This is a genomic window from Streptomyces sp. NBC_00234 (assembly GCF_036195325.1).
Lineage (GTDB): Bacteria > Actinomycetota > Actinomycetes > Streptomycetales > Streptomycetaceae > Streptomyces.
Window position 1 is genome coordinate 1,730,959 of the sequence record NZ_CP108101.1, and the last position, 11,909, is coordinate 1,742,867.

Genomic DNA, 11,909 nt, shown 5'->3' on the forward strand with positions numbered 1-11,909 from the left:
TCAGCAGTCGCACCCGCAGTCGCAGTCGCAGCAGCCGCCCTCGCCGTCACCACTGCAACTGCTGCAGCAGTTGCAGACGTCGCAGCAGGAACCGCAGTCGCACTGGCTGCAGAGACCTTGGCGTTCCTCGCGGCTCCAGGGCCCGTGGAACGTTCCGCAGCACATCTGGCCGGTGCAGGCGAGGCCCGTCCACACCAGACAGCCGGCGATCAGTCCGCGCCGGTCGCGCGGCGGCGGGGGCGGCGGGGAGGGCGGGCCGTACGGGCCGCCGGGGGTCGGGCCGTACGGGGATCCCGGGGGCGGCCCGAACGCGCCGGCCGGTCGCCCGTCGGGCTGCTGACGGTCCGCCCGCTGCCCGCCGTCCAGCAGCACGGCGCCCGGGAAGGCGCCGCCGAGGTGCGTACCGTCCAGGCCCTCGCCCTGCTGGTGCGAGCAGGAGGTGGAGCCGAACGCCCGGTCCACCGAGCGCCGCAGTTCGTGCACGAGCAGGACGTGCGCCAGCTTGCCGTCGGTGAACTCCGCGTCGGCCAACGCCAGCCGTACGCCGTGCAGCGCGTCGTCGCAGAGGCGTCGCGCCTCGGCGAGCGGGGTGCCGGTCGCGGTGAGCGGGTTCCAGGCACCCGACGCCGCGTCAGCTTCCCGGTCCTCCACGGCATCCAGCAGATGCGCGAGCCGTCCGAAGAGCCGGCCCGCCTCGGCGAGCGGCGCCGCGTTCTGCGGCTTGCCCGCGAGTACCGCGGTGTGCGCGAAGGCCGCCGCGGTCGCCGTCTCCGTGGGCTCGGTGACCGTCAGCAGCGGGGTTCCCGGCCCGGCGAGCGACTCGATCCCGGTCTGCCGGTCCACCGCGTCGACCAGGACCGCCGTGTCGAAGCCGAGCTCCGCGCCCGTTCGCGCCCCGGCCCGGTCCCAGCCCGCGGCGACCCGGCGCGCCGCAGCCGCGACCGGCCGACGCGCCAACAGCCCGTCCCGGTCGGCCACGTGATCGCGCACCTTCGCCGAGGCCAGGACGAGGGAGACCGCGGCGGCGAGCCGTGCGCCCTCACCCCGGGCGACCGGCGCGGTGCGCATGGAGCGCAGCGGGCAGGGGCCGGCGGTGCGTCGCTGTCCGGTGTCGCGCTCGGTCTGAGCCTCCGTCAGGACCGAGACGATCAGGCCGTCGTAGTTCGTGACGATCCTGGCGAACTGGCCGTGGTCCGAGCGGAGCGCGAGACAGAGCCCGCAGAGATGGGCCATCCACTCCGTCTTCAGCCGCTCCGACAAGCGGTGGGTGCAGGGCCTGACGATTCCGAACACGACGGTCCCCCGGGAGTCGTTCATGTGCTGCGCCGGGCTCGTGCACCTGCGCGGCGTGCATCGTATCGAGTGACCCGTTCACCCGTACGCCCCCCATGTCACCCGTACGGACCGGAGCATCATATTTTCCTTCTGCCAGCTGCCGTATGCAGGAGGAACCTTGACGAATCGCCACATCTTCTGCACCAGTACCGTCACGAATCCCCTGCGCGCCGACTATCCACTTGGCGCGCTATCCGCATCATGGACGACCATAGGGATACGAAAGAGATGCGGAACGCCAAGGAACCGCGGTGAGAGGAGGCGTCCATGGGATCGGTACGCAAGGCGAGTGCGTGGCTGGGCCTCGTAGAGGACAACGACGAGCGGTACTACGACGACGAGTACTCCGAGGGTGCTGAGACGGGGACGGGCCAGGCGTGGGTGACCGACCCGCGTGTGCAGGTGGCCTCCGAGACGGCCGAGGAGAAGGGCCGCCGGATCGCGACCGTCACCCCGGACAGCTTCCGGGACGCACGGGGCATCGGTGAGCTCTTCCGGGACGGCGTCCCGGTGATCGTGAACCTCACGGCCATGGACCCCACCGACGCCAAGCGCGTCGTGGACTTCGCCGCGGGGCTGACCTTCGGACTGCGCGGCTCGATCGAGCGCGTGGCCACCCGGGTCTTCCTCCTGACCCCCGCCGACACCCAGGTACTCAACGGCGAAGCCGCCGGCCGGCCGGCCGACGGCTTCTTCAACCAGAGCTGAGCAAGGCGCTCGCCGGAATGATCCGGCCGGAGCCCCCGGTTTCTTACCGGAAGGCGTCCAGACCGGTGAGCGCCTTGCCCAGCACCAGCTGGTGCATCTCCACCGTCCCCTCGTAGGTGAGCACCGACTCCAGGTTCGTCGCGTGGCGCATCACCGGGTATTCGAGCGAGATCCCGTTGGCGCCGAGGATCGTGCGCGAGGTGCGGCAGATCTCGATGGCCTCCCGCACGTTGTTGAGCTTTCCGAAACTGACCTGCTCCGGACGGAGCGTGCCCGCGTCCATCCGCCGGCCCAGATGGTGGGCGAGCAGGATGCCCTTGTGCAGTTCCACGGCCATGTCGGCGAGCTTGGCCTGGGTGAGCTGGAAGCCCCCGATCGGCTTGCCGAACTGCTCCCGGGTCTTCGCGTAGTCGACCGCGGCCTCGAAGCTGGCGCGCGCAGCGCCCATCGCCCCCCAGACGATGCCGTACCGGGCGTGGCTGAGACAGCTGAGCGGGCCTCGCAGACCGGTGACGCCGGGCAGGACCGCGTCGGCGGGCAGCCGCACGCCGTCGAGGACGAGCTCGCTGGTGACGGACGCCCGCAGCGACCACTTGTGCTTGATCTCGGGGGCGGAGAACCCCGGGGTGTCGGTCGGCACGACGAAGCCTCGGATCCCGGTGCCGCCCGTGCCCTCGTCGGTCTGCGCCCAGACGACGGCGACCCCGGCGACGGAACCGTTGGTGATCCACATCTTCCGGCCGTCGAGCACCCAGTCGTCGCCGTCGCGCTTGGCGTAGGTGCGCATCCCGGCCGGGTCCGAGCCGTGGTCCGGCTCGGTGAGTCCGAAGCAGCCGATGATCTCGCCCGCGGCCATGCCGGGCAGCCACTGCTGCTTCTGCTCCTCGGAGCCGAAGCGGTGGATCGCGTACATGGCGAGGGAGCCCTGTACGGAGACCAGGGAACGGATTCCCGAGTCGGCCGCCTCCAGCTCCAGGCAGGCGAGCCCGTACTGGACGGCGGTGGCACCCGCGCAGCCGTATCCCTCCAGGGACATGCCGAGGGCACCGAGCGAGCCCAGCTCCCTGGCGAGCTCGCGGATGCCGGGCAGCTCCCCGTTCTCGTACCACTCGGCGATGTGCGGCAGTACGCGGTCGGCGGCCCAGGCCCGGACCGTGTCGCGGATCGCGAGGTCCTCGGAGCCGAGCAGATCATCGATGCCGATCGGGTCGCCGGGATCGAACGGCGGAAGCTTCGACGGCTTCGAGGGCGGCGTGGTGGACATGAGGGTGCCTCCGGCGGCTCGCACGGAACGAAAACTAGCAGTGGTAGTTATGGCGTCCGTGCCGACATTACGGCTCAGTGTGCCGCTCGTCCAGAGCCGGTCGCCTCGGCGGGTTCGCGCCGCGCGGGCAGCGAAAGCTGCCGCTTGGGACGCTCCTCGACGCTCGCCGCCACGGGCTCGGCCTTGGCCGCCGGAGGCTCGGCGGCGCGCTGTTCGCGCAGCCGGCAGGACTCCGTCGGCGTACAGTCCATGACCTTCGGAAGGCGCAGCGCGGCCAGCGCCCCGAGCAGCAGGAGTCCGGCACTGACCAGCAGCGTGACGTGCAGGCCGTTCATGAAGGCGTGCCGGGCGGTGTTCCGCAGCAGGGCGCCCATCGGACCGCCCAGCTGACCCGCCACCTGGTACGCCTCGCCCAGCGAGTGCGAGGCCGCGGCCCCGGCATCGGCGGGCACGCCCTTGCCGTGGAGCCCGGCCAGACCCGGCGCGTAGGCGGCGTTCATGACGCTGCCGAGCAGCGCGATGCCCATCCCCGCCCCGAGCTGGTAGGACGTCTCGCCGATCGCCGCCGCGCCGCCCGCCCGCTCGGCGGGGACCTCGCTCAGCATCGATTCGTACGCGCCGAAGAGGGTGGACTGCAGTCCGAAGCCGAGCAGCACGAAGCCGACGGTCAGGAGGACGGGCCGGTCGTGTTGTCCCATGAAGGTCAGCAGCAGCACGGCGGCGGCCGTCAGCACGAAGCCCCAGCCGACCATCCGGCGCGGGCCGACGCGGCGCAGGGTGTACGAGCCGGTGGCGCCCGCGGCCATCGCGGCGAAGGTCAGCGGAAGCAGCCGCAGCCCGGTCTCCAGCGGACTGAGGTCCAGGACCAGCTGGAGGTACTGGACCGCGATCAGCTCCAGGCCGACCAGGGCGAGCATGGCGAGGACGATGCAGCCCACCGCCGTGCTGAACGCGGGCCGGGAGAACATCGCTATGTCGATCAGGGGATGCGTACGGCGCTTCTGCCGCCGCACGAAGAGGACGAGGAGCGCCGCGCCGATCATCAGCGGGGCGAGGGTGGCGACGCTCAGCACGCCCTCCCCGCCGCCCAGGCGCTTCACTCCGAGGACGACCCCCAGCACACCGGCAGCGGCGAGCAGCGCGCCCAGCACGTCCCAGGGGCCCTCCGTGGCGCCGCGGGACTCGGGAAGCAGCTTGCGGCCGAGGGGCAGCATGATGGCCATCAGCGGGATGTTGATCAGGAAGACCGAGCCCCACCAGAAGTGCTCGACCAGGAAACCGCCGATCACCGGCCCGCAGGCGGCGCCGACCGCGGCGACGGCCGTCCACACCCCGATGGCGAGGGCCCGCTCGCGACGGTCGGGGAAGACCTGGCGGAGTATCGACAGCGTCGCCGGCATGATCATCGCGCCACCGACGCCGAGGAGGGCTCGTGCCGCTATCAGTACGGCGGGAGTGTCCGCCATCGCGGCGACCGCCGAGGCGACACCGAAGAGCCCGTAGCCGAGCAGCAGGACCCGGCGTCTGCCGATGCGGTCACCGAGCGTGCCGAAGAGAATCAGCAGCGAGGCGCAGACCAGTGGATAGGCGTCCACGATCCAGAGCAGGCCCACGGCACTGGGACGCAGGTCCTCGGTGACCGCGGGAACGGCGACATGGAGCACCGTCGCGTCGAGGGCGACGAGCAGCAGACTGAGACAGAGGACGACCAGAACGACCCAGCGGTTGGCGCCGGTGCCTGTTTCACGCAGCCGGTTTCCGGCCGTGGTCGTCCCAGACATGTACGTACCTCCCAGAGAGTCCCTCACGCTCGGCAGACCAACCGGGGACACTGCGTGCGGCATCCCTCAGGCCCGGCATCGATGGGCGAGTGATCCGTCAGCGTACGCGAGTTCGGCGTGGTCAGACGTGGTCCACCTCATACCCCGGTGCGCCATGGAGTGTGGCGTACGCCACGCCGACCCGCTCACCGGGCCCCTCCCCGGGACCACGTCCGGAGCCTCGAAGCGGCGCCGGAGCCGTGCCACCACAGGGCTCCGGACACCCGGGCGGCACCTCCGCGACACGCCCCGGTCACCTCTCCGACACGCTCTGCGAATCGCCGGAGAATTTCATACAAGATCCGTGCCGCACTATTTCTCAGACGTTCAAACACGCTTACGAAGCGGCTGCGCGACCAATTGGACGAATGGACACCGGGATTCTCCGTGGCGTTCGGAATTGAGGCCCTGCTGAGACAAAGTCCACATCACATCGTCATCACAAAGCGGCCGGATCGGCCTGCACTCACACTCACTCGCTGTAACGTCGATTGGGTGCGTACCGACATCTTTGCCCGGCTGGACCGGGAGCCGGAACCGCCGAAGATAGAGATCCCGCGGATGAGTCGCCACCGCATCGCTCTCTTCGGCGGGACTTTGGCGTTCTATCTCGCCATCGTCTTCGCCGTGCTGGTCTCGTCCTGGCTGGTGGCCCTCGACTGGAAGGTCATGCTGTTCCGGCCGTACCAGCAGTGGCCCGAGCTGCACGCCTTCCTCGACTACTACGTCGTCCTGGGGCAGCGGGGTCCCACGGCCGTGATGGTCGCCTGCTGGCTGGGCTGGCGGTCCTGGCGCCAGCACACCCTGCGCCCGCTGCTCACCCTCGGCGCCTCCCTGCTCCTGCTCAACGTGACGGTCGGCGCCGTCAAGATCGGCCTCGGGCGGCTCGGCCCCCACTACGCGACACAGATCGGCTCGGCCGAGATGTTCGCGGGCGGCGATATATTTCCCTCCGGGCACACCGCCAACGCCGTGGTGACCTGGGGAATCCTTGCCTACCTGGCCACCACGCCGCGGGCCAGGCGCTATCTGTCGGCCCTCTCGGCGACGGTCTCGCTGGGCGTCGGACTCACCACCGTCTACATCGGTACGCACTGGCTCAGCGACGTCCTGCTGGGCTGGGCGGCAGGGCTGCTGATCATGCTGGGCCTGCCGTGGTTCGAGCCGGTGATCACCCGCGCCGAGGCGTGGATCTTCTCGGTCCGCGAGCAGTGGCGGGCCCGCAGGCGCACCGCGCCGCCCGTGCCGGTCGCCGTCGGCGGACCACGGCCCGTGCTGCTTCCGCAGTCGATCGGCGCCGAGGGCGCCTCCGACTCCGAGGAGACCGGTACGCCCGTCGGCACGGCCGGCCATCCCGCGGTGAGCACCAGACCTCGCGCGCACACGGCGCGCTCGGAACGGACTCCGGTCACTCCGGCCGGCCCCCGTCGTCCGCCGCACGCGGACCGCGGCCCCCGGACCAACACCACCCCGGCCCGCCCTCTGGGCGGTGGCTGACCGCCCCCGAACCGCGGGGACGGTACGCACAGCCTCTCCCCCGCACAGCGAAGGCCCCGACCTCGGTCGGGGCCTTCGCTCGTTCGTACGTGGGCATCGAGCCGTCGGCTCAGCCCACCCAGCAGCGGGTCACGGCGGACCGGTCGACCTCGAAGTTGATCCGTCCGCTCATGTACTCCATGGTGATGATCGCGCCCGGCGGCAGAGCCCTGACGGTCTTCCATCCGCGGGCCCGTGCCTGCCGCTCGGCGGCTGCGGCATCGAGGCCGACGTACGACTGAGGGGTGTCGTCCGGCTGTGCGGGAGGGGTCGGTATAGGTGCCATGCCCTCCACCGTAGGCGGCCCCGGACCGTGACGGAAGCCGGGTTGCCGGGGCTCCGCACTGCATCCCCACATGCCGTACCGGTCACGCTTGTGTCACAGAATCCCCACACCCGTTTACATCGAACAGCGTCACCCGAACGGGCAGTTCGGAACTACGGAAGCGTTATGGACGGACAACCCGGAAATGATCTGCGCAGCGATCACGCCGGAGTATTTCCGCATCGCGAGATCTCCGGGGTGACCTGCTATTTCTCCGCACGCGAAGCGGCGCTGAAATGTCCGCGCCACCTGAAATTCATGCTTCCTTATGTAGGACTTATAGTCCGCACATATCCGCCGGCACCATCCCGCCCCGCCATCCGGAATCCAGTGATCCGGGCGGCCCGGCACCCCATCAGCCCAACGCCCGGGAGAGACGGTCCCGTGCCGTCCTGATCGCGTCCGTGAGCTCCTGGGGTTCGATCACCTCGAAGTCGAAGCCCATGAGCATCACGTGAATCACCAGCACATCGAGGCTCGCCGCCCCCGTACGCAGCAGGGAACTGTGCTCGTCGATCGCCTCCAGCACCCCCGCCGACGGCGAGATCCGCTCCGCGGCCCGTTCGAGCGGGACCTTCAGCCGAATGACCCCCCGCACCGCGTACGCGGTGGAGGAGACGCCCTTGGAGACATAGGCCGCCAGATCCTCCGCGGGGGCCGCACGCGGCTCGAAGCGGGGGCCGTGCGGCGGGGTGAGCGTGATCCGGTCCGCGCGGAACGTGCGCCAGTCCGAGCGGTCCGTGTCCCAGCCGACCAGATACCAGCGGCGCTCCGTGCACACGAGCCGGTGCGGCTCGACGGTCCGGCGCGACACCGAGCCGCCGTGGTCGCGGTACTCGAACCGCAGACGCTCGCTGTCCCGGCAGGCTCCCGCCAGCTCGGTGAGTACCCCCGGGTCGACCGTGGACGCCTCCGGGCCGCGCAGCAGGGGCACCGTGAACGCGCCGAGCGCGCTCACCCGGCGCCGCAGCCGGTTCGGCAGGACCTGTTCGAGCTTGGCGAGCGCCCGTACGGACGTCTCGCCGATGCCTTCGACGCCGTGGCCAGCCGCCGTACGCAGCCCGACGGCGACCGCCACCGCCTCCTCGTCGTCCAGGAGCAGCGGTGGCAGTTCGGCGCCGGCGCCGAGCTGGTAGCCGCCGCCCGAGCCCGGACTCGCATGGACCGGGTAGCCGAGCTCGCGGAGCTTGTCGACGTCGCGGCGGACGGTACGGGGTGTGACGCCGAGCCGGTCCGCCAGATCGGCGCCGGACCAGTCGCGGTGGGCCTGCAACAGCGAGAGCAGGCGCAGCAGTCGTGCGGAGGTCTCCAGCATGGGGAGAGTCTGCCAGCGGTCGCGGACACCTACTGTCCTCGATGCCGGCGGACTCCCCCGCCCGGACGCGGCCCTCAGAGGGGCCGGGCGTCGCCGGGCATCACGCGGTTCCGCCCTTGCGGATCACGTCGGCCGCCTTGTAGCGCAGCGCGTACGCCCCGTCCAGCACGCTGCCGCGCGACCGGTGCAGTACGGTGCGCAGCGCGCTCTGCGAGCGGCCCCGGGCGCCCTGTGCGGCGAGCTCGGTGAAGAGGCTCAGGTGACGTTCCGCGATGGGAGCCGGGTCGAACCGCCGGGAGGCGGCTATCGCGGCGCGGCCCATGCGGCGGCGCAGCTCATCGTCCTCCATCAGCGCGAGCAGGGCGGTCGTGAGCGCGCCCTTGTCCCCTATCGGCACCAGCCGCCCGTCCGTGCCGTCCTCGATGATCTCGGCCGGGCCGTACGGGCAGTCGGTGGCCACGACCGGCAGCCCGCAGCGCATCGCCTCGACCATGGTCATGCCGAAGGACTCGCGGTCCGACGTCACCGCCGCGATGGAGCCCTTGGGCCACTCGGCCTCCATCGGGTGCACCGTCCCCATCAGGAACACCTGCTCCTTCATGCCGAGTTCGTCGATGAGTCCGTGCAGGGCGGGCTGCTCGTTGCCGGTCGCGTCGCCGCTTCCGTAGATCCGCAGCCGCCAGTCGGGCCGGACGGCCGCCACGTCCGCGAAGGCCCGGATCAGCAGGTCGTACCGCTTGACCCGGTGCAGCCGGCCCGCCGCGACCACCCACTTCTCGTCGCACGCGGAGGGCGGGCCGGAAGGAGCCGGCACGCTGTTCGCGATGGCCTCGATCCGCACGCCGGGCAGCCGGAGGCGGGTCCGGTAGTCCTCGGCATCGGCCTCCGTCACCGTCGTGACCGCGTCGAGCAGCCCGTAACGGTGGCCGATCTCGCGGCGCAGCCGGTACGGATGACTGCCGAGCGTCAGGTGCTCCTGGGCGACGCGCACCGGTCCGCGCCTCGCCTGCCGGCTGATGTGGACGTTGAGTCCGGGCCGAGTACCGACGACGACGTCGGCCTCCAGGGACTGCAGATGGTTCGCGATCCGCGCGTCGGTGAGTCTGCTGTACTGCTTGTGCCTGCTGTCCCCGCGCGGGAACACCGCGGCGGGCCGGGCATGTTCGGCCGCGTCGCCGTCGTAGGACGGACTCTTCTTGCGCAGGTCGACGAGATGGCTCATCCGCACGCCCGCGGGCGCCCCCAGCGCGGGTAAGTCGCGGTGCCGGAAGACCGAGACGATCTCGATGTCGTGGTGCTCGGCCAGCTGGCCGGCCAGATTGAACGTCGTACGGATCGTTCCCCCGATGCCGTACGCGTTGTGGAGCAGAAATGAAATGTGCATTGCGTCGCCGTATCCCCCTGGTCGACTGGTCTGCTGGGGACTGTACTTGTCGCTCCGTCAGCACACAGCATTCACACAGAAGTTCTACTGCGGGTCACGGGCCGGTCACAGCAGGCCGATGACCAGCACCGTTCCCGGAATCAGCCGGTCCGGATCTTGGCCGATCTTTCGGGCGTTGGCGCGGTACAACGCCCGCCAGCCGCCCTCGATCCCGTACTCGGCGGCGATGGAACTGAGCGTCTCGCCCGCCCGGACCGTATGCACCTGGCCGTACTTGCGGTACGGGGCACCGCAGTGCGGCCAGGCACCCCAGCCCTGCGTCCCCAGCACCTTCTCGGCGACCTGGATCTGTTCCTCGCGCTCGGCCAGGTCGGCCCGTCGGGCGTACTTCCGACCGCCGTGCTCCTCCCAGGTCGACTGCCGGAACTGGAGCCCGCCGTAGTAGCCGTTGCCCGTGTTGGCGTGCCAGTCGCCACCGCTCTCGCAGGCGGCGACGCAGCCCCAGGGCCAGTCGCTCGCACCGCAGGCGTACGCGCCGCTCGCGGGGGCCCCCGGGGAGGGCACCGGCGGTGGTGGCGCGGCCAGGGCGGCCGACGGCGAGAACAGCAGCGTGAGGCAGAGGAGCGCCGCCGCCACCGGCGCGGTCGCGGGCGGAGCGGCGGGGAGGGAGCGCGGATGCGGCATCGGGTCACGCTAGACGGCCGGGGCCGCGCGGGAACCGGGCCACGCGGCGCACCGGCGGGACGCACCCGGTCGGCCCCGTGCGGTCCACCGGATCGGAGCCGGGCAGCCGCGGCGCGGCCCCGCGCTCCGGACGCGGGTCACTACCCGATTTCCGGATAGGCGGACCCGGCCCGGGAGCAGACTCCCGCACTTCGGTGCCCCTTCGCGCGTGACCCAGGCCGTGGATCGTCCGTTGTCCTTTCATGAGCCGGGAACAGCCCGGCCCACGCACCGAGTTCGAGGAGCCACCCGTGCCGCGCATGCTCGACGTCAGCGAGGACGTACGCGCCGAGATCGGCGATGCCGAAGCCGACCGGCTGCTCGTCGGCGACAGCGCCCCAGGCAATTACGACTGCACTTCCTGCCGCACCCCCGGCGACTCCGAGCAGGAACGCACCAGCACGGTGCTGTTCGTCGGCGAGGAGACCGCGGTGCTCGCGTTCGCCCATGCGACCTGCATCCCCTCGCAGGTCGTCCAGGTCGCGGAGGACCAGCTCCAGGGGGCGGTGCGATCCATCACCGGCAGCGAGCCACAGAACCCGGAGGGTCTCATGCCCGAACAGGCTGTCCTCGGCATCACCAGCGGTCTCGTCCTGATCGAGGACGACCTCCGACCGGCCCTGGTGGTCGAGCCGACCGGCCCCATCGCCCGGCCCGGCACCGACGGCAGCGGGGGCGACGAGTTCCTCCAGCTGCTGCTGGAGCAGGGCTTCCAGCCCACCCCCGACGTGAGCAGGCTGCCGGGCGTGCTCCCGGGCTGGTCCGTGCTCCTCGCCATGGGGCAGCTGCACGCCGTGCTGCAGCCGGGCTCCGGCGGTGGCACCCCCGTCGCCTGGTGGCAGGCCCACCAGCCGCTCCAGGTCACCGAGGGCTGGCGGGCCGCGGCCAACAAGGCGCAGACCGTGCTGGTCTTCGCCGCCCCGGCCGGTTCGATCGGCCAGCAGCCCCGCGAGGATCTGCTCCGGGACGCCCTGGAGAAGGCCGCCGTCAACGGACTCCTGGTGTCCGCCGCGATGCCGCTGGCCGGTACCTGACCGTGCCGGTACGTCCTTCGTACCCCCGCCGAACAGCGATTTCTCCGCCGGGCCCGCATCCGACGGACGGCGAGGTCGTTGGCACATACGTGCACTCATACGACCCCTCCCGCCAGCACCAGAGTCAGATTCCTGCCATGCGTCCGTCGCAGGACCCATCGGGCGGCAAGTCGCCGACCCCGATCTACGACGCGCTGTACTCCGAGTACCGGCGATCGTTCCGGGCCCTTCCGGGTGACCGGAGCGGCGAGGAGAATCTCGGCTTCCCGGGCTTCGGCACCGGGCTGTTCGGCAGCAGGCCGCCGCTGAGCGGCCAGCCGGCCACCGGCGGGCAGACCACGCACACCGGGAACCTCGGTTCCTGGCAGCGGGTCGGCCGCCACGCGGGGCGGGCCCAGCCCGCCGCCCTCCCACCGGGCTCACGGGAGCACTGACGGTACGACGAAGCCCCGGCCCACTCGCCTT

At 71.2% G+C, this 11,909-nt stretch carries 11 protein-coding genes; 4 read left to right on the top strand and 7 right to left on the bottom strand.

What is annotated here, in order from left to right; translation table 11 throughout:
• A complete protein-coding gene (locus OG230_RS07470) occupies positions 1–1,317 on the bottom strand; it encodes a DUF5685 family protein (RefSeq protein WP_328909338.1) in 1,317 nt (438 codons plus the stop codon).
• Between the two features lie 285 nt (positions 1,318–1,602).
• Between OG230_RS07470 and OG230_RS07475 the strand changes: the two genes are divergently transcribed.
• Complete coding sequence (locus tag OG230_RS07475) at positions 1,603–2,043, top strand: cell division protein SepF (RefSeq protein ID WP_328909339.1); 441 nt, start codon at positions 1,603–1,605, stop codon at positions 2,041–2,043.
• A gap of 43 nt (positions 2,044–2,086) precedes the next feature.
• On the opposite strand, the gene OG230_RS07480 is transcribed toward OG230_RS07475, so the two are convergent.
• Together OG230_RS07480 and OG230_RS07485 are read right to left on the bottom strand one after the other, a co-directional pair.
• Complete coding sequence (locus tag OG230_RS07480; RefSeq protein WP_328909340.1) at positions 2,087–3,307, bottom strand: acyl-CoA dehydrogenase family protein; 1,221 nt, start codon at positions 3,305–3,307, stop codon at positions 2,087–2,089.
• 74 nt (positions 3,308–3,381) lie between these two features.
• Entirely contained in the window at positions 3,382–5,088 is a 1,707-nt protein-coding gene (locus OG230_RS07485; protein WP_328909341.1) for an MFS transporter, read from the bottom strand.
• 534 nt (positions 5,089–5,622) lie between these two features.
• Between OG230_RS07485 and OG230_RS07490 the strand changes: the two genes are divergently transcribed.
• On the top strand, positions 5,623–6,624 hold the full coding sequence (locus OG230_RS07490; protein ID WP_328909342.1) for a phosphatase PAP2 family protein: 1,002 nt from the start codon (positions 5,623–5,625) through the stop codon (positions 6,622–6,624).
• Between the two features lie 109 nt (positions 6,625–6,733).
• On the opposite strand, the gene OG230_RS07495 is transcribed toward OG230_RS07490, so the two are convergent.
• The 4 genes from OG230_RS07495 to OG230_RS07510 form a co-directional block, all read right to left on the bottom strand.
• A complete protein-coding gene (locus OG230_RS07495) occupies positions 6,734–6,949 on the bottom strand; it encodes an I78 family peptidase inhibitor (RefSeq protein WP_328909343.1) in 216 nt (71 codons plus the stop codon).
• 394 nt (positions 6,950–7,343) lie between these two features.
• On the bottom strand, positions 7,344–8,303 hold the full coding sequence (locus OG230_RS07500; RefSeq protein ID WP_328909344.1) for a helix-turn-helix transcriptional regulator: 960 nt from the start codon (positions 8,301–8,303) through the stop codon (positions 7,344–7,346).
• A 100-nt stretch (positions 8,304–8,403) separates the two neighbouring features.
• A complete protein-coding gene (locus tag OG230_RS07505; RefSeq protein WP_328909345.1) occupies positions 8,404–9,687 on the bottom strand; it encodes a glycosyltransferase family 4 protein in 1,284 nt (427 codons plus the stop codon).
• 105 nt (positions 9,688–9,792) lie between these two features.
• Positions 9,793–10,371, bottom strand: a complete 579-nt coding sequence (locus OG230_RS07510; RefSeq protein WP_328909346.1) for a transglycosylase family protein — start codon at positions 10,369–10,371, stop codon at positions 9,793–9,795.
• Between the two features lie 290 nt (positions 10,372–10,661).
• Between OG230_RS07510 and OG230_RS07515 the strand changes: the two genes are divergently transcribed.
• On the top strand, positions 10,662–11,444 hold the full coding sequence (locus OG230_RS07515; RefSeq protein ID WP_328909347.1) for a hypothetical protein: 783 nt from the start codon (positions 10,662–10,664) through the stop codon (positions 11,442–11,444).
• A gap of 137 nt (positions 11,445–11,581) precedes the next feature.
• A complete protein-coding gene (locus OG230_RS07520; protein WP_328909348.1) occupies positions 11,582–11,878 on the top strand; it encodes a hypothetical protein in 297 nt (98 codons plus the stop codon).
• The last annotated feature ends 31 nt before the right edge of the window (positions 11,879–11,909 follow it).

Excerpts from the sequence above, each read along its gene's own strand:
- OG230_RS07470 (WP_328909338.1), bottom strand. The coding sequence starts at position 1,317 with ATGAACGACTCCCGGGGGACCGTCGTGTTCGGAATCGTCAGGCCCTGC.
- OG230_RS07475 (WP_328909339.1), top strand. The coding sequence starts at position 1,603 with ATGGGATCGGTACGCAAGGCGAGTGCGTGGCTGGGCCTCGTAGAGGAC.
- OG230_RS07480 (WP_328909340.1), bottom strand. The coding sequence starts at position 3,307 with ATGTCCACCACGCCGCCCTCGAAGCCGTCGAAGCTTCCGCCGTTCGAT.
- OG230_RS07485 (WP_328909341.1), bottom strand. The coding sequence starts at position 5,088 with ATGTCTGGGACGACCACGGCCGGAAACCGGCTGCGTGAAACAGGCACC.
- OG230_RS07495 (WP_328909343.1), bottom strand. The coding sequence starts at position 6,949 with ATGGCACCTATACCGACCCCTCCCGCACAGCCGGACGACACCCCTCAG.
- OG230_RS07500 (WP_328909344.1), bottom strand. The coding sequence starts at position 8,303 with ATGCTGGAGACCTCCGCACGACTGCTGCGCCTGCTCTCGCTGTTGCAG.
- OG230_RS07505 (WP_328909345.1), bottom strand. The coding sequence starts at position 9,687 with ATGCACATTTCATTTCTGCTCCACAACGCGTACGGCATCGGGGGAACG.
- OG230_RS07510 (WP_328909346.1), bottom strand. The coding sequence starts at position 10,371 with ATGCCGCATCCGCGCTCCCTCCCCGCCGCTCCGCCCGCGACCGCGCCG.
- OG230_RS07520 (WP_328909348.1), top strand. The coding sequence starts at position 11,582 with ATGCGTCCGTCGCAGGACCCATCGGGCGGCAAGTCGCCGACCCCGATC.